The organism is Aeromonas sp. ASNIH5 (genome assembly GCF_002902865.1).
GTDB lineage: Bacteria > Pseudomonadota > Gammaproteobacteria > Enterobacterales > Aeromonadaceae > Aeromonas > Aeromonas caviae.
Genome location: NZ_CP026122.1, coordinates 2,712,501 through 2,729,970, shown reverse-complemented (window position 1 = coordinate 2,729,970; position 17,470 = coordinate 2,712,501). Strand labels below are relative to the sequence as shown.

13 protein-coding genes (1 of these 13 running past the window's edge) are annotated in these 17,470 nt (G+C 56.8%); all 13 read left to right on the top strand.

From position 1 onward, the window contains the following. Positions 1 to 60 precede the first annotated feature (60 nt). Positions 61 to 4,089, top strand: coding sequence for a DNA-directed RNA polymerase subunit beta (rpoB, locus tag C2U30_RS12670; RefSeq protein ID WP_010675956.1), 4,029 nt, complete (start codon positions 61 to 63; stop codon positions 4,087 to 4,089). Positions 4,090 to 4,180: 91 nt separating this feature from the next. Beyond that, positions 4,181 to 8,485, top strand: coding sequence for a DNA-directed RNA polymerase subunit beta' (gene rpoC, locus C2U30_RS12665; protein ID WP_010675955.1), 4,305 nt, complete (start codon positions 4,181 to 4,183; stop codon positions 8,483 to 8,485). A gap of 121 nt (positions 8,486 to 8,606) precedes the next feature. Next, complete coding sequence (locus tag C2U30_RS12660; protein WP_041205253.1) at positions 8,607 to 9,944, top strand: IS4-like element ISAeme15 family transposase; 1,338 nt, start codon at positions 8,607 to 8,609, stop codon at positions 9,942 to 9,944. 179 nt (positions 9,945 to 10,123) lie between these two features. After that, positions 10,124 to 10,840, top strand: coding sequence for a helix-turn-helix transcriptional regulator (locus C2U30_RS12655; protein WP_010675954.1), 717 nt, complete (start codon positions 10,124 to 10,126; stop codon positions 10,838 to 10,840). Between the two features lie 26 nt (positions 10,841 to 10,866). Next, positions 10,867 to 11,247: a RidA family protein gene (locus C2U30_RS12650; RefSeq protein WP_103243870.1), complete on the top strand. Its 381-nt coding sequence runs from the start codon at positions 10,867 to 10,869 to the stop codon at positions 11,245 to 11,247. An 86-nt stretch (positions 11,248 to 11,333) separates the two neighbouring features. Next, complete coding sequence (gene tusD / locus C2U30_RS12645; protein ID WP_010675952.1) at positions 11,334 to 11,726, top strand: sulfurtransferase complex subunit TusD; 393 nt, start codon at positions 11,334 to 11,336, stop codon at positions 11,724 to 11,726. A gap of 9 nt (positions 11,727 to 11,735) precedes the next feature. Beyond that, positions 11,736 to 12,092 carry a sulfurtransferase complex subunit TusC gene (tusC, locus tag C2U30_RS12640; RefSeq protein ID WP_041214281.1) on the top strand — a complete coding sequence of 119 codons (357 nt, stop codon included), beginning with the start codon at positions 11,736 to 11,738 and terminating at the stop codon, positions 12,090 to 12,092. A gap of 7 nt (positions 12,093 to 12,099) precedes the next feature. Further along, entirely contained in the window at positions 12,100 to 12,378 is a 279-nt protein-coding gene (gene tusB, locus C2U30_RS12635; protein ID WP_043153905.1) for a sulfurtransferase complex subunit TusB, read from the top strand. A gap of 181 nt (positions 12,379 to 12,559) precedes the next feature. Further along, positions 12,560 to 12,934, top strand: coding sequence for a 30S ribosomal protein S12 (rpsL, locus tag C2U30_RS12630; protein ID WP_005306278.1), 375 nt, complete (start codon positions 12,560 to 12,562; stop codon positions 12,932 to 12,934). Positions 12,935 to 13,027: 93 nt separating this feature from the next. Further along, complete coding sequence (gene rpsG / locus C2U30_RS12625) at positions 13,028 to 13,498, top strand: 30S ribosomal protein S7 (RefSeq protein ID WP_010675949.1); 471 nt, start codon at positions 13,028 to 13,030, stop codon at positions 13,496 to 13,498. Positions 13,499 to 13,573: 75 nt separating this feature from the next. Further along, on the top strand, positions 13,574 to 15,679 hold the full coding sequence (gene fusA / locus C2U30_RS12620; RefSeq protein ID WP_010675948.1) for an elongation factor G: 2,106 nt from the start codon (positions 13,574 to 13,576) through the stop codon (positions 15,677 to 15,679). 54 nt (positions 15,680 to 15,733) lie between these two features. Further along, entirely contained in the window at positions 15,734 to 16,918 is a 1,185-nt protein-coding gene (tuf, locus tag C2U30_RS12615) for an elongation factor Tu (RefSeq protein ID WP_005306325.1), read from the top strand. A 113-nt stretch (positions 16,919 to 17,031) separates the two neighbouring features. Beyond that, positions 17,032 to 17,470 carry the 5' portion of a D-glycero-beta-D-manno-heptose 1,7-bisphosphate 7-phosphatase gene (gene gmhB, locus C2U30_RS12610; protein ID WP_103243869.1) on the top strand. The gene runs 104 nt beyond the window's last position, so only the first 439 of its 543 coding nucleotides appear in the window; the start codon lies at positions 17,032 to 17,034; its stop codon lies off the right edge, out of view.

Sequence of the window (17,470 nt, the reverse complement as noted above, 5' to 3'; positions counted from 1 at the left end):
TGAGACAGAGCTGTCCCGTGGGGACAGAGTGGGTCACTTATCAGCGAGCTGAGGAACCCTATGGTTTACTCTTATACCGAAAAAAAACGCATACGTAAGGACTTCGGTAAGCGAGACCAGGTACTGGACACGCCTTATCTGTTGTCCATTCAGCTGGACTCCTTCAAGCAGTTCATCGAGGCTGACCCGGAAGGTGAGTACGGCCTAGAAGCCGCCTTCCGTAGCGTTTTCCCGATCACCAGTTACTCCGGTAGTGCTGAGCTTCAGTATGTCAGCTATCGCCTGGGTGAGCCGGTATTTGACGTAAAAGAATGCCAGATCCGTGGAGTGACCTACTCCGCGCCGCTGCGTGTCAAGCTTCGTATGGTTCTGTACGACCGTGAAGCAGCTGCCGGCACCGTCAAAGACATCAAGGAACAAGAAGTTTACATGGGCGAAATTCCGCTCATGACCGAAAACGGCACCTTTGTCATCAATGGTACCGAGCGGGTCATCGTCTCCCAGCTGCACCGCAGCCCGGGCGTCTTCTTCGACCACGATAAAGGCAAAACACATTCATCCGGTAAGGTGCTTTATAACGCTCGCGTTATCCCCTACCGTGGCTCCTGGCTGGACTTCGAGTTCGATGCGAAAGACAACCTGTTTGTCCGTATCGACCGTCGTCGTAAACTGCCAGCCTCCATTATTCTGCGCGCCCTGGACTTCAGCTCCGAAGAAATCCTGGCCACCTTCTTCGAGACCATCGGTTTCGAAGTGAAAGATGGCAAGTTGATGATGGATCTGGTGCCCGAGCGCCTGCGTGGCGAGACCGCGACCTTCGACATCATTGCCAATGGCGCCGTGGTGGTCGAGACCGGTCGTCGTGTCACTGCCCGTCACATCCGTCAGCTGGAAAAAGACGGCATCACTCAGATCGAGGTGCCGGTAGAGTATGTTGTTGGCAAAGTTGCAGCCAAGAACTATGCACATCCGCAGACTGGTGAAATGGTCGTGACTGCCAACCAGGCCCTGAGCCTGGAAGCAGTTGCCAACCTGTCCCAAGCCGGCTTCAAGCACTTCGAGGTTCTGTTCACCAACGAACTGGACCACGGTGCCTACATGTCCGAGACCCTGCGTATCGACTCCAGCTCCAGCCGCCTGGAAGCTCTGGTCGAGATCTATCGCATGATGCGTCCGGGCGAGCCGCCCACTCGCGAAGCGGCCGAACAGCTGTTCGAGAACCTGTTCTTCTCGTCCGAGCGTTACGACCTGTCTACCGTAGGTCGGATGAAGTTCAACCGCCGTCTGGGTCGTGAAGACGAGACTGGCGTTGGCGTGCTGACCAAGGACGATATCGTCGAGGTCATGAAGCGCCTGATCGACATCCGTAACGGTAACGACGAAGTGGACGATATCGACCACCTGGGTAACCGTCGTATTCGTTCCGTCGGTGAAATGGCCGAGAACCAGTTCCGTGTCGGTCTGGTCCGTGTCGAGCGTGCGGTGAAGGAGCGCCTGTCTCTGGGCGATCTGGACACCCTGATGCCGCAGGATCTGATCAACGCCAAGCCGATCTCCGCCGCGGTCAAAGAGTTCTTTGGTTCCAGCCAGCTGTCCCAGTTCATGGACCAGAACAACCCGCTGTCCGAAGTGACCCACAAGCGCCGTATCTCCGCGCTGGGCCCGGGCGGTTTGACCCGTGAGCGTGCCGGTTTCGAAGTTCGAGACGTACACCCGACCCACTACGGTCGTCTGTGCCCCATCGAAACGCCGGAAGGTCCGAACATCGGTCTGATCAACTCGCTGTCCGTGTATTCCCGCACCAACGAGTACGGTTTCCTCGAGACCCCGTACCGCAAGGTGATCGACGGTGTGATCACCGACGAAGTGGATTACCTGTCTGCGATTGAAGAAGGCAAGTACGTGATCGCACAGGCCAACGCCGCGACCACCGAAGATGGCCGTCTGAAAGATGAATTGATCCCGTGCCGTCACAAAGGTGAATCCACCTTTATGAACGCCGACCAGATCCAGTACATGGACGTGAGCCCGCAACAGATCGTCTCTGTGGCAGCGGCCCTGATCCCGTTCCTGGAACACGATGACGCGAACCGCGCATTGATGGGTTCAAACATGCAACGTCAGGCTGTACCGACCCTGCGCGCTGACAAGCCGCTGGTTGGTACCGGTATGGAACGCGCAGTGGCCGTTGACTCCGGTGTGACCGTAGTGGCCAAGCGTGGCGGCATGATCGACTATGTCGATGCCTCCCGTATCGTTATCAAGGTCAACGAAGATGAGCTGCTGCCTGGCGAAGCCGGCATCGACATCTACAGCCTGACCAAATACACCCGTTCCAACCAGAACACCTGTATCAACCAGCGTCCGTGCGTGATGTTGGGCGAGCCGGTGATGGCGGGCGACGTACTGGCTGACGGCCCGTCCACCGATCTCGGTGAACTGGCGCTGGGTCAGAACCTGCGCGTCGCGTTCATGCCGTGGAACGGTTACAACTTCGAAGACTCGATCCTGGTGAACGAGCGTGTTGTTCAGGAAGATCGCCTGACCACCATTCACATCCAGGAACTGGCCTGTATCTCCCGTGACACCAAGCTGGGTCCGGAAGAGATCACTGCTGACATCCCGAACGTGGGTGAAGCCGCTCTGTCCAAGCTGGACGAGTCCGGTATCGTCTACGTGGGTGCCGAAGTGAAGGGCGGCGACATTCTGGTCGGCAAGGTGACTCCGAAAGGTGAAACCCAGCTGACTCCGGAAGAGAAGCTGCTGCGCGCCATCTTCGGTGAGAAGGCGTCCGACGTGAAGGACTCTTCTCTGCGTGTGCCGAACGGTGTGTACGGTACCGTGGTTGACGTGCAGGTCTTTACCCGCGATGGCGTGGAAAAAGACAAGCGCGCCAAAGAAATCGAAGAGATGCAGTTGAAGGAAGCGAAGAAGGACTTGACCGAAGAGTTCAAGATCCTGGAAGACGGCATTTTCGGCCGCTCCCGCAACCTGCTGCTGGCCGCCGGTTACAGCGAAGATCGTCTGAACAAGCTCGATCGTTCCAAGTGGTTTGAGCTGGCCATCGAAGATGAAGCCAAGCAAATCGAGCTGGAGCAGATCGCTGAACAGCACGTTGAGCTGAAGGCCGAGTTCGATAAGAAATTCGAGAACAAGCGTCGCAAGATCATCCAGGGCGATGACCTGGCGCCGGGCGTACTGAAGATCGTCAAGGTCTATCTGGCCGTCAAGCGTCGCATCCAGCCGGGTGACAAGATGGCGGGCCGTCACGGTAACAAGGGTGTTATCTCCAAGATCTGTCCGGTCGAGGATATGCCCCATGACGAGTACGGCCGTCCGGTCGACATCGTACTAAACCCGCTGGGTGTACCGTCTCGTATGAACATCGGTCAGATCCTCGAAGTGCACCTGGGCCTCGCGGCCAAGGGCATCGGCGAGAAGATCGACCGCATGATCAAAGAACAGCGCGAGCTGCACGAGATGCGCGAGTTCCTGCAACAGGTCTATGACCTGGGCGAGAAGGACTCCCAGCAAGTGAACATTGCCGAACTGTCTGACGACGACGTGCGTACCCTGGTGGGTAACCTGCGTAAGGGTCTGCCGGTGGCTACACCTGTCTTTGATGGTGCCAAAGAGCGTGAAATCAAAGCCTTGCTGAAGCTGGCCGATCTGCCGGAATCCGGTCAGATCTCCCTGTTCGACGGTCGTACCGGTAACGCCTTCGAGCGCAAGGTCACCGTGGGTTACATGTACATGCTGAAGCTGAACCACCTGGTAGACGACAAGATGCACGCGCGTTCTACCGGTTCCTACAGCCTGGTTACCCAGCAGCCGCTGGGTGGTAAGGCGCAGTTCGGTGGTCAGCGGTTCGGTGAGATGGAAGTGTGGGCCCTGGAGGCTTACGGTGCGGCATATACCCTGCAGGAAATGCTGACCGTCAAGTCTGACGATGTGAACGGCCGTACCAAGATGTACAAGAACATCGTGGATGGCGACCACCGTATGGAGCCGGGCATGCCCGAATCCTTCAACGTATTGCTGAAGGAAATCCGCTCTCTGGGTATCAACATCGAGCTGGACGAAGAGTAAGAGCTCGCTCTTATTGTTCGAGAATTGACGTGGGCGCCCCGCTGTTTCGGCAGCCGGGGCGCCGAGGTTAGACTCCTGACAGGGGAAACACGTGAAAGACTTACTCAAGTTTTTGAAGGCTCAGACCAAGACCGAAGAGTTTGACAGTATCAAGATCGGTCTGGCCTCTCCTGACATGATCCGCTCCTGGTCATTCGGTGAGGTCAAAAAGCCTGAGACCATCAACTACCGGACTTTCAAGCCGGAGCGTGATGGTCTGTTCTGCGCCCGTATCTTCGGACCGGTGAAGGACTACGAGTGTCTGTGCGGCAAGTACAAGCGCCTGAAACACCGTGGTGTAATCTGCGAGAAGTGCGGTGTAGAAGTGACCCAGACCAAGGTCCGTCGTGAGCGCATGGGCCACATCGAGCTGGCCAGCCCGACTGCCCACATCTGGTTCCTGAAGTCCCTGCCGTCCCGTATCGGTCTGCTGCTGGACATGACCCTGCGTGACATCGAGCGCGTGCTGTATTTCGAATCCTATGTAGTGATCGAACCCGGCATGACCAACCTCGAGCGCAGCCAGATGCTGTCCGAAGAGAACTATCTGGACGCACTGGAAGAGTGGGGCGACGAATTCGACGCCAAGATGGGTGCCGAGGCCATTCTGGCCCTGCTGCGCGCCATCGATCTGGAAGGTGAAGTCAAAGCCATGCGTGAGGAGCTGGATCAGACCAACTCCGAGACCAAGCGCAAGAAGACCACCAAGCGTCTGAAGCTGATGGAAGCCTTCCTGCAATCCGGCAACAAGCCGGAGTGGATGATCATGACAGTGCTGCCCGTGCTGCCGCCGGACCTGCGTCCGCTGGTACCGCTGGACGGCGGCCGTTTCGCGACCTCCGATCTGAACGATCTGTACCGTCGCGTGATCAACCGTAACAACCGCTTGAAGCGTCTGCTGGACCTGGCTGCGCCGGACATCATCGTGCGCAACGAAAAGCGCATGCTGCAAGAGTCTGTGGATGCCCTGCTGGACAACGGCCGTCGTGGTCGTGCCATCACCGGTTCCAACAAGCGCCCGCTGAAATCCCTGGCCGACATGATCAAGGGTAAGCAAGGTCGTTTCCGTCAGAACCTGCTGGGTAAGCGTGTCGACTACTCTGGTCGTTCCGTTATCACCGTAGGTCCGACCCTGCGTCTGCATCAGTGCGGTCTGCCGAAGAAGATGGCACTTGAGCTGTTCAAGCCCTTCATCTACGGCAAGCTGGAATCCCGCGGTCTGGCGACCACGATCAAGGCCGCCAAGAAGATGGTGGAGCGCGAAGAAGCTGTCGTTTGGGACATCCTGGACGAAGTGATCCGCGAACACCCGGTTCTGCTGAACCGTGCACCGACCCTGCACCGTCTGGGTATCCAGGCGTTTGAACCGACCCTGATCGAAGGCAAGGCCATCCAGCTGCACCCGCTCGTTTGTGCCGCCTATAACGCGGACTTCGACGGTGACCAGATGGCGGTCCACGTACCGCTGACCCTGGAAGCCCAGCTGGAAGCGCGCGCCCTGATGATGTCCACCAACAACATCCTGTCGCCTGCCTCCGGTGAGCCGATCATCGTTCCTTCCCAGGACGTGGTCTTGGGTCTGTACTACATGACCCGTGCCCGTATCAACGCCAAGGGCGAAGGTATGGTGCTGTCCGGTCCTAAAGAGGCCGAGAAGGTCTACCGTGCCGGTCTGGCCGACCTGCATGCTCGCGTCAAGTGCCGCATCACCGAGTACGTGAAGAACGAAGCCGGTGAGCTGGTTGCCAAGACCGAGATGAAGAACACCACCGTTGGTCGTGCGATCCTGAGCCTGATCCTGCCCAAAGGCATGGAGTACGCGCTGATTGACGAGCCCAAGGTACTGACTGCTGCAGAGCAGGCTGACCTGGACGCCAACCCGCAGAACTGGATCAAGTGCGTCTCCAACAAGGCGCTGGGCAAAAAGCTCATTTCCCGTCTGCTGAACACCTGCTATCGCAAGCAGGGCCTGAAGGATACCGTCATCTTCGCTGACCAGCTGATGTATACCGGTTTCCACTACGCGGCCCTGTCCGGTGCCTCTGTTGGTATCGATGACATGGTCATCCCGGATGCCAAGAAAGACATCATCGCTGCTGCAGAAGCCGAAGTCGCCGAGATCCAGGACCAGTTCCTGTCCGGTCTGGTGACCGCGGGCGAACGTTACAACAAGGTTATCGATATCTGGGCCAGCGCGAACGATCGCGTCTCCAAGGCCATGATGGACAACCTTTCCAAGGAGCGTAACGTCAACTCCCTGGGCGATGAGGAAGAGCAAGCCTCCTTCAACAGCATCTTCATGATGGCCGACTCTGGTGCGCGGGGTTCCGCCGCCCAGATCCGTCAGCTGGCCGGTATGCGTGGCCTGATGGCGAAGCCGGATGGCTCCATCATCGAAACGCCGATCGTGGCGAACTTCCGTGAAGGTCTGAACGTACTGCAGTACTTCATCTCCACTCACGGTGCTCGTAAAGGTCTGGCGGATACCGCACTGAAGACAGCGAACTCCGGTTACCTGACCCGTCGTCTGGTTGACGTGGCCCAGGACATGGTGATCACCGAGGACGATTGCGGTACTACCGACGGTCTGTGGATGACTCCGCTGATCGAGGGTGGCGACGTGGTCGAGCCGCTGCGTGAGCGTGTGCTGGGTCGTGTGGTGGCCGAAGACGTGATCAAGCCGGGTACCGAGGATGAAGTGCTGGTAGCACGCAACACCCTGCTCGACGAGCAGCTGTGTGACCTGCTGGAGCGCAACTCCGTCGACCGTGTGAAGGTACGTTCTGCCATTACCTGTGAGACCGACTTCGGTAACTGTGCTCACTGCTACGGCCGTGATCTGGCCCGTGGTCACCTGGTTAACAAGGGTGAGGCTGTCGGTGTTATCGCCGCTCAGTCCATCGGTGAACCGGGTACCCAGCTGACGATGCGTACCTTCCACATCGGTGGTGCCGCATCCCGAGCGGCTGCCGAGAGCAGCATCCAGGTGAAGAACACCGGTAGCATCAAGTTGCAGAACGCCAAGTTCGTTCTGAACAACTCTGACAAGCTGGTTATCACCTCCCGTTCTACCGAGCTGACCATCATGGACGAGATGGGCCGTACCAAGGAAAGCCACAAGCTGCCTTACGGTTCCGTGCTGGAAGTGAAGGATGGCGAAGCGGTGAACGCCGGTGATACCGTCGCGAACTGGGACCCGCACACCCACCCGATCATCACCGAAGTGGCGGGTCGTCTGCACTTCGAACACATGATCGACGGTGTGACCATCACTCGTCAGACCGACGAGCTGACCGGTCTCTCTTCCATCGTCGTGCTGGATGTCAACGAGCGTCCTAGCGCCGGTAAAGAGATGCGTCCGACCGTGAAACTGGTCGACCTGAATGGCAAGGATGTGATGATCCCGGGCACCGACGTTCCCGCCCAGTACTTCCTGCCGGGCAAGGCGATCGTGAACCTGGAAGATGGTGCCAACGTGGGCGTGGGTGACGCGGTTGCGCGTATCCCGCAAGAGTCCAGCGGTACCAAGGACATCACCGGTGGTCTGCCGCGCGTTGCGGATCTGTTCGAAGCACGTCAGCCGAAAGAGCCGGCCATCCTGGCCGAGATCTCCGGTACCATCTCCTTCGGGAAAGAGACCAAGGGCAAACGTCGTCTGGTCATCACCCCGACCGATGGTGGCGAGATCTATGAAGAGATGATTCCGAAATGGCGTCACCTCAACGTGTTCGAAGGTGAAAAAGTTGAGAAGGGTGAAGTGCTGGCGGACGGTCCCGAGTCTGCTCATGACATCCTGCGTCTGCGCGGTATCAGCCCGGTCGCCAACTACATCGCCAACGAAGTGCAGGACGTTTACCGTCTGCAAGGCGTTAAGATCAACGACAAGCACATCGAAGTCATCGTGCGTCAGATGCTTCGCAAGTGCGAGATCCTGAGCGCTGGCGACACCGACCTGATCGAAGGTGAGCAGGTTGAAGTGGCCCGTGTGAAGATTGCCAACCGTAAACTGGTTGCCGAAGGCAAGACCCCGGCTACCTACCGTCATATCCTGATGGGTATTACCAAGGCATCTCTGAGCACCGAGTCCTTCATCTCCGCAGCTTCCTTCCAGGAGACCACCCGCGTGCTTACCGAAGCAGCCGTTGGTGGCAAGCGTGATGAACTGCGCGGCCTGAAAGAGAACGTGATCGTGGGTCGTCTGATCCCGGCTGGTACCGGCTTTGCCTACCACCACAGCCGCATCAACCAGCGTGCCGCCGCAGCCCGTGCTGTCGGTGTGCCGCAGGTGACTGCCGATGAAGCTCAGCAAAACCTGGCGGATCTGCTCAACGCAGCCGGCAGTTTTGACGAAGAGTAATCTTCCGCTGCAGTGATCGAAAAGGGCCCCTTCTAGGGCAATGCTGATCAGTTAAGGATCCATTGACCGATCCTTCTGCTGTAGGACAATCCGGAACCAATCACTGGTTCCGGATTTTTTTATGTCTATTGCAAACGATCTGAACGATGTTGTTGAGGCATCTGGCGACATGCTGGCTCGGCTGGCCATTTTTGCCGACCATATTCCCGACGAATGGATTACTGCCGCTGCCGCCTTGTCTGAAAAGGCCACTATCCGCCGACGCCGCTTACCTTCTGATATGGTCTTGTGGCTCGTCGTGGGGATGGCCTTTTTCCGCAATGAGCCCATCTCCGAGGTCGCTCGGCGCCTCAACATCTGTGCAGAAGGGTTGGCCAATGATGCCTTGCTCGCGGACAGTGCCCTGTCTCAGGCCCGTCAGCGACTCGGCAAACAGCCGCTCGAGTGGCTGTTCAAACAGTGCGCCGATGTGTGGGGGCGGGAACGTTATCCTGAAGACCATTGGCACGGTTTACAGGTCTTTGCCATCGATGGGGCCCTGTTCCGAACCCAGGATATGCCTGAACTCAGAGCACATTTCGGCTCGGGTAACACCTCAACCAACCGGCAGACACCCTACCCGATGCTGCGGTTGGTCACGCTCATGAATGTCCGCTCGCATGTCATTGCCAACGCGGCCATCAGCCCGTACCGCAAAGGGGAAATCCCCCTGGCCAGCGAGTTCATTCACTCATTGCCGGACAAGTCAGTGACCCTGCTGGATAAAGGCTTCTTCGGTGCCGACCTGTTGCTGCGTATTCAGGCCGAAGACACCGACCGTCACTGGCTCATCCCGGAACGCAAGGGGCTGGTATACACGGAACTTGAGCGCTATGGCGACGGTGACCGTCTGTTGCAAATGACGGTCTCGCCTCAGGCTCGCAAGAAAAACCCGGCGTTGCCGACACACTGGCAAGTTCGCGCAGTGACCTATGAGGTGGCAGGCAAGGAGAAAACGGTCTTTACCTCCCTGCCCGTGGCGCGATTCAGTGCAGCTCAGGTGGCGACCCTGTACCACGAGCGCTGGGAAATCGAGCTGGGATACCGGGATATCAAAAGCGCGATGCAGCACAACGCCATCACGCTGAGAAGCAAGAAAGTGGACTTGGTCTATCAGGAGCTGTGGGGATTGCTGCTTGGATACAATCTGGTCAGGCGGGAGGCCAGCCAGGCCGCCGTAGCCCATCAGCGAGCGCCCAATGAGGTGAGCTTTAAGTTTGCCTGTCAGTTCATCGCGAACCAGATGGCAGTGATGGCGGGCGCGTTATCGCCAGCCCATACGCCACGGAGGTTGGCGGAGTTGCGGGGCTGCATAGGCGTCATGTTCATAGAAAAACGCCCCAGGCCATCGAGACCCAGGGCGGTGAAGATATCAAAGACCCGTTTTCCGGTAAATCGCAATGCGGCTCCGCTTAAGTGAACAGCATTGCCCTTCTAGGGGCCCTTTTTTCATTCCGGAGCCGGTTGCCTGGCTGCACCTGGCTGGGGCAGGGGGATGATCCAGTGCAAGGTTATAGAGCAAAAAATCAAAAAAAGTTGACATTGCCCCGTCGCAACTGAAAACTCGGGAAAGTTGAATGGGTATTACAGGGGTAGAACATGGCTGTCGGTATCGAGGAAGTACTGCTTCCCGAAGAGCAACTGAGCGGTCGCGCTTTTACAGACGAAGACAGGGAGCTGTTGCGTTCATATGGGGGCCTTATCGAAGGCCTGGCCGATCTGTTCGGCAAGCACTGCGAGGTGGTGCTCCACTCCCTGGAAAATCTGCATGAGTCCGTGATCCAAATCGCGAATGGTTTCAATACGGGTCGAACTCTGGGGGCGCCGATCACCGATCTCGCCCTGCGGATGCTCAAGGATATCGAGAGCACGGGTCAGGATCACACCCAGAGTTATTTTGCCCGCAGTCGGACCGGTGCCTTGATGAAGTCGAGCACCATCGCCATCCGTAACCGCGACAAGCAGGTGATCGGCCTTATCTGCATCAACCTGCACATCAATGCACCTTTCCACGAGTTCGTGGCCGAATTCTTCCCGACGCCACAGCAGGTGGAGCGGCAATCACCGGAGACCTTCGCCAACAGCGTCGAAGAGCTGGTTGCCCAGACGGTGGACAACACCATCGACGAGATCAATCGTGATCCCTCCGTGGCCAACAATGCCAAGAACCGTTTTATCGTGACCCAGTTGTTCGAGAAGGGCATATTTGATATCAAGGATTCGATCAACCTGGTCGCCGACAAGCTGAATATTTCCAAACATACCGTGTATCTCTACATCCGACAGCGCAAGCAGGGTGAAGAAGAGAGCGAGTAAGCGCCATAGATAGGGGATAGATAACAATGGCTAAAGAAGTGATTGCAACCGACAAGGCGCCTGCCGCAATTGGCCCTTATGTCCAGGCTACCAAGCTGGGTGAGCTGGTCTTTACCTCCGGGCAGATCCCGCTCGATCCGGCCACCATGGACATCGTTGCCGGTGGCATCGAGGCTCAGGCAGAGCAGGTGATGAAGAATCTGGTTGCCGTCTTGAAAGCCTCAGGGGCCGATACCAGCAAGGTGCTGAAGACCACCTGCTTCCTGAGTGACATGAACAACTTTGTGGCCTTCAACCAGGTGTATGCCCGCTACTTTGGCGAGTCCGCCCCGGCACGTTCCTGCGTGGAAGTTGCTCGTCTGCCCAAGGATGTACTGGTCGAAGTCGAAGCCATCGCTTACGTCTGAGCCTGTTTCATTGGAAAAGCCCCTCCCAGGAGGGGCTTTTGCGTCTGTGAGGTAGAATGGATACACCGCTGTGCAGGAGTGCGATCATGAGTCTGAATTTTGCTCTGCTGGTCACCGGGCCCGCCTATGGCACCCAGACGGCCAGCACGGCCTATCGTTTTGCCCTGAGTCTGGTCGAGCAGGGACACCGCTTGTCCCACCTCTTCTTCTATCAGGAGGGGGTGTGCAATGCCAATGGCCTCCATGCGCCAGCCAGCGATGAGACCGACCTGGTGGCGTTGTGGCGCGAGTTGGCCATCCAGCAGGGCATCCGCATCGATGTGTGTGTGGCTGCGGCCATGCGCCGTGGCGTGCTGGATGAGCAGGAGGCCAAGGGAATGGGACGGGAGCATTTCAATCTGGAAGCCCCATTCTGCCTGAGCGGGCTCGGTCAGTTGGCGGAAGCCGCACTGACCGCTGATCGCTTCGTACAGTTCTAGGGGGACAAGATGACCAGAATAGCGTTTATCTCACGGCGTGGTCCCCATGGTTCGGCGAGTGGTCGGGAGGGGCTGGATGCCCTGCTGGCCACCTCTGCATTGACGGAGTCCCTGGCCCTCTTTCTGGTGGGGGATGGCGTGATGCAACTGGTGAGGGAGCAATCGCCACACGCCATATTGCAGCGTCACTACGCCCCGACCTTCAAGATGCTGGAGCTGTATGACATCGAGGAGGTCTATGTCTGTGCGGTGTCACTGGCTGAGCGAGGACTGACGGCGGCGGATCTGCTAATCCCAGTTATTCCGCTCTCTCCTGCGGAAATTCGCCGTAGCTGGGCGGGTTTCACCACCCACATCTGCTTCTGAGGTGTCCGTGATACAGCTGATATTGAACTCTCCCTTCATGAGCCAGGATCTCGAGTTGGCGTTGCGTTACCGCATGGAAGGGGATCTGGTGGTGTTGATGCAGGATGCCGTGATGGCGGCGGCTGCCCCCGGGTGGTGCGAGCGCTTGGCAGACGTCCCCCTTTACGTCATGAAGGAAGACCTGCAAGCGAGAGGCTTGTCATCCGGGATCGGGATGGAACTCGATATGCCGGGTTTGATCAGGTTGATCGCCGAGCACGGATCACCGCAGACCTGGGGCGGTTAGGCTTGGTTTTCCTTTTTATCTCAGTTGGTTAGCATAATGTCATTCGACTGTCATTTGCCATTTCGGTGTGCAAATTGTATAAATCTTGACTCCCCAGACAACAGGGCATAAAATTTTGCGTCCCCGTATCTGCGGGGAGGATTTTTCACACGTTTATGAAGTCATTATCAGGAGCCTTTTGATGGCAACTATTAACCAGTTGGTTCGCAAGCCACGCATCAAGCTCGTTGTGAAAAGCAACGTGCCGGCGCTGGAAGCGTGCCCTCAGAAGCGTGGCGTATGCACCCGTGTATACACCACCACCCCGAAGAAGCCTAACTCTGCACTGCGTAAAGTATGCCGTGTACGTCTGACCAACGGCTTCGAAGTCACCTCCTACATCGGTGGTGAAGGTCACAACCTGCAAGAGCACTCTGTTGTTCTGATCCGTGGCGGTCGTGTAAAAGACTTGCCAGGTGTTCGTTATCACACCGTTCGTGGTGCGTTGGACTGTGCCGGTGTTAAAGACCGTAAGCAGGCTCGCTCCAAGTACGGCGTGAAGCGTCCGAAAGCTTAATGGTTCTCCGTTAAGTAAGGCCAAACGTTAATTCGTTTCTAGTTAGATAACTTTCTAGTTTTGGGTAACCCCTGAAGTTACGGAGAATTTGAAATGCCAAGACGTCGTGTTGTTGGTCAGCGTAAAATCCTGCCGGATCCCAAGTTCGGATCTGAGCTGCTGGCTAAATTTGTCAACGTAGTAATGGTTGACGGTAAGAAATCTGTTGCAGAAGCCATCGTTTATGGCGCCCTGGACATCATTGCCACCAAATCTGGCAAAGAGCACCTGGCCCTGTTCGAAGTCGCTCTGGACAACATTCGTCCGGCGGTCGAGGTTAAATCTCGTCGCGTCGGTGGTGCAACCTATCAGGTGCCGGTAGAAGTTCGTCCGGTACGTCGCAATGCTCTGGCAATGCGCTGGTTGGTTGATGCCGCTCGTAAACGTGGTGAAAAATCAATGGCTCAGCGTTTGGCTGGCGAGCTGCTGGATGCCGCTGACAATAAGGGTTCGTCTGTCAAGAAACGTGAAGACGTTCACCGTATGGCTGAAGCGAACAAGGCCTTCGCTCACTTCCGCTGGTAATCCGCTTGCGCAGGGTCTTATGACTCTGCGCACCTTTAATTATCTGGGGACAAGCGCCCTAGTAAGAGGATGACAATGGCTCGTACAACCCCCATTGAGCGTTATCGTAATATCGGTATCTCCGCTCACATCGACGCCGGTAAGACTACTACTACCGAGCGCGTTCTGTTTTACACCGGTGTAAGTCACAAGATCGGTGAAGTTCACGATGGCGCCGCCACCATGGACTGGATGGAACAGGAACAAGAGCGTGGTATCACCATCACCTCCGCCGCGACCACCGCTTTCTGGTCCGGTATGGGTAAACAGTTCCAACCGCACCGTATCAACATCATCGATACCCCGGGCCACGTTGACTTTACTATCGAAGTAGAGCGTTCCATGCGTGTTCTGGACGGCGCCGTGATGGTGTACTGTGCCGTAGGTGGCGTACAGCCCCAGTCTGAAACCGTATGGCGTCAGGCTAACAAGTACAAGGTTCCCCGTATCGCGTTCGTCAACAAGATGGACCGTACCGGTGCCAACTTCCTGCGCTGCGTTGAGCACATCAAGACCCGTCTGAAAGGTAACCCGGTTCCTCTGCAACTGAACATCGGTTCCGAAGAGAACTTCAAGGGCGTTATCGACCTGGTCAAGATGAAAGCCATCAACTGGAGCGAAGCTGACCAGGGCGTATCCTTCGACTACGAAGACGTCCCGGCTGAGCTGCTGGAACAAGCGCAAGAAATGCGCATGAACTTGGTTGAAGCCGCTGCTGAAGCGTCTGAAGACCTGATGGAAAAATACCTGGGTGGTGAAGAACTGACTGAAGAAGAGATCAAGAAAGCTCTGCGTCAGCGTGTTCTGAACAACGAAATCATCCTGGTTACCTGTGGCTCCGCGTTCAAGAACAAGGGTGTACAGGCCATGCTGGATGCCGTGGTCGAGTACCTGCCGGCTCCGACCGACGTTGCTGCTATCGACGGTCTGAAGCTGGATGGCGAGACCAAGGACGAGCGTCACGCTTCCGATGACGAGCCGTTCTCTGCTCTGGCATTCAAAATTGCTACCGACCCGTTCGTGGGCAACCTGACCTTCTTCCGTGTTTACTCCGGTGTGGTCAATTCCGGTGACTCCGTGCTGAACTCCGTTAAAGAGAAGCGCGAGCGTTTCGGCCGTATCGTTCAGATGCACGCCAACAAGCGTGAAGAGATCAAAGAAGTTCGCGCAGGCGACATCGCTGCTGCCATCGGCCTGAAGGACGTCACCACCGGTGACACCCTGTGTGACGAAAGCGCACCGATCATCCTGGAGCGTATGGAATTCCCGGAACCGGTAATCTCCATCGCCGTTGAGCCGAAATCCAAGGCTGACCAAGAGAAGATGGGCCTGGCTCTGGGCCGTCTGGCTCAGGAAGATCCGTCCTTCCGCGTATGGACCGACGAAGAATCTGGCCAAACCATCATCGCTGGTATGGGTGAGCTGCACCTGGACATCATCGTTGACCGTATGCGTCGCGAGTTCAAGGTAGAAGCCAACGTAGGTAAGCCGCAGGTTGCCTACCGTGAAACCATCCGCAACACCGTCAAGGACATCGAAGGCAAGCATGCCAAGCAGTCCGGTGGTCGTGGTCAGTACGGTCACGTCGTTATCGACATGTACCCGCTGGAAGAAGGCAAAGCCTACGAATTCGTCAACGACATCAAGGGTGGCGTGATTCCGGGCGAATTCATCCCGGGTGTTGACAAGGGTATCCGCGAGCAGCTGAAGTCCGGCCCGCTGGCAGGCTATCCGGTAATGGATCTGGGTGTGCGTCTGCACTTCGGTTCCTACCACGATGTCGACTCTTCCGAACTGGCGTTCAAGATCGCTGCTTCTCTGGCGTTCAAGGCTGGCTTCATGAAGGCCAACCCGGTACTGCTCGAACCGATCATGAAGGTCGAAGTCGAGACTCCGGAAGACTACATGGGCGACGTGATCGGTGACCTGAACCGTCGTCGCGGCCTGATCGAAGGCATGGAAGATGGCCCGTCCGGCAAGATCGTACGTGCGCTGGTGCCGCTGGCCGAAATGTTCGGTTACGCCACCTCCCTGCGTTCTGCTACCCAGGGTCGTGCTTCCTACGCCATGGAATTCGCCAAGTATCACGATGCCCCGACCAACGTCGCCCAGGCCGTGATCGAAGAGCGCAAATCCAAGTAATTTAAGATTCCCCGCCTACGACGGTAGGCGGGTTTAACCTAGAAGGACTACGTCGTGTCTAAAGAAAAATTTGAGCGTAATAAACCGCACGTAAACGTCGGCACCATCGGCCACGTTGACCACGGTAAAACCACCCTGACCGCCGCCATCACCAACGTGCTGGCCAAGCACTTCGGTGGTAAAGCTTTCGCCTTCGACCAGATCGACAAGGCACCGGAAGAGCGTGAGCGTGGTATCACCATCAACACCTCCCACGTAGAATACGACACTGCTACCCGCCACTACGCTCACGTAGATTGCCCGGGTCACGCCGACTACGTTAAAAACATGATCACCGGTGCTGCCCAGATGGACGGCGCAATCCTGGTAGTAGCAGCGACTGACGGCCCGATGCCGCAGACTCGTGAGCACATCCTGCTGGGTCGTCAGGTAGGCGTTCCGTACATCATCGTGTTCATGAACAAGTGCGACATGGTAGATGACGAAGAGCTGCTGGAACTGGTCGAGATGGAAGTTCGCGAACTGCTGTCTGAGTACGACTTCCCGGGTGATGACCTGCCGGTAGTCCGTGGTTCCGCACTGAAAGCGCTGGAAGGCGAAGCTCAGTGGGAAGAGAAGATCCTGGAACTGGCTGGCCACCTGGACACCTACATTCCGGAGCCGGAGCGTGCCATTGACCAGCCGTTCCTGATGCCTATCGAAGACGTCTTCTCCATCGCAGGCCGTGGTACCGTAGTAACCGGTCGTGTAGAGCGCGGTATCGTCAAGGTTGGTGAAGAAGTGGAAATCGTTGGTATCAAAGATACCACCAAGACCACCTGTACCGGCGTTGAAATGTTCCGCAAACTGCTGGACGAAGGTCGTGCAGGTGAGAACGTTGGCGCGCTGCTGCGTGGCGTGAAGCGTGAAGACGTAGAGCGTGGTCAGGTACTGGCCAAGCCGGGCACCATCAAGCCGCACACCAAGTTCGAATCCGAAGTGTACGTGCTGTCCAAAGAAGAAGGTGGTCGTCACACTCCGTTCTTCAAGGGCTACCGTCCGCAGTTCTACTTCCGTACTACCGACGTGACCGGTACCATCGAACTGCCGGAAGGCGTAGAGATGGTAATGCCGGGCGACAACATCAAGATGGTTGTTACCCTGATTGCGCCGATCGCGATGGACGACGGCCTGCGTTTCGCCATCCGTGAAGGTGGCCGTACCGTAGGTGCTGGTGTTGTAGCTAAAGTTATCGCTTAATCGATACTTTATATGCACACATGAAAGGGGTGGCTTCGGCCACCCCTTTTACTTTTGGGGCTTTAATTGGCCTGTGAGATACTTTTGCGAAATCATCTATAGAGGTAGCTGCTGTGAGTAAACCCGCCATTTTTCTGGATCGCGATGGTGTCATCAACAAAGACACGGGTTATGTCAGCCAGGTTGATGACTTCCATTTTCTGCCCGGGGTGATTGAGGCCATGCAATTGCTGAAGAAAAAAGGCTATTTACTGGTCGTGGTGACCAACCAATCCGGTATCGCCCGCGGTTACTTCACGGAAGATGACTTCATGAACCTGACCGAGTGGATGGATTGGTCATTGGCCGATCGGGATGTGGATCTCGATGGTATCTACTTCTGCCCCCATCACCCGGATCACGGCGCCCCTTGCGACTGCCGCAAACCGGAACCCGGCATGCTGCTGTTGGCGCAGCAAGAGTTGGGCATCGACATGGACCGCTCTTATATGGTAGGTGACAAACCTTCGGACCTGAAAGCCGCCATCAATGCCAAGGTCGGTCACAAGATAA

Bases quoted from the DNA above. Each gene is read 5' to 3' on its own strand.
- rpoB (WP_010675956.1), top strand. From the start codon at position 61: ATGGTTTACTCTTATACCGAAAAAAAACGCATACGTAAGGACTTCGGT.
- C2U30_RS12660 (WP_041205253.1), top strand. From the start codon at position 8,607: ATGTCTATTGCAAACGATCTGAACGATGTTGTTGAGGCATCTGGCGAC.
- C2U30_RS12655 (WP_010675954.1), top strand. From the start codon at position 10,124: ATGGCTGTCGGTATCGAGGAAGTACTGCTTCCCGAAGAGCAACTGAGC.
- C2U30_RS12650 (WP_103243870.1), top strand. From the start codon at position 10,867: ATGGCTAAAGAAGTGATTGCAACCGACAAGGCGCCTGCCGCAATTGGC.
- tusD (WP_010675952.1), top strand. From the start codon at position 11,334: ATGAGTCTGAATTTTGCTCTGCTGGTCACCGGGCCCGCCTATGGCACC.
- tusC (WP_041214281.1), top strand. From the start codon at position 11,736: ATGACCAGAATAGCGTTTATCTCACGGCGTGGTCCCCATGGTTCGGCG.
- rpsL (WP_005306278.1), top strand. From the start codon at position 12,560: ATGGCAACTATTAACCAGTTGGTTCGCAAGCCACGCATCAAGCTCGTT.
- rpsG (WP_010675949.1), top strand. From the start codon at position 13,028: ATGCCAAGACGTCGTGTTGTTGGTCAGCGTAAAATCCTGCCGGATCCC.
- fusA (WP_010675948.1), top strand. From the start codon at position 13,574: ATGGCTCGTACAACCCCCATTGAGCGTTATCGTAATATCGGTATCTCC.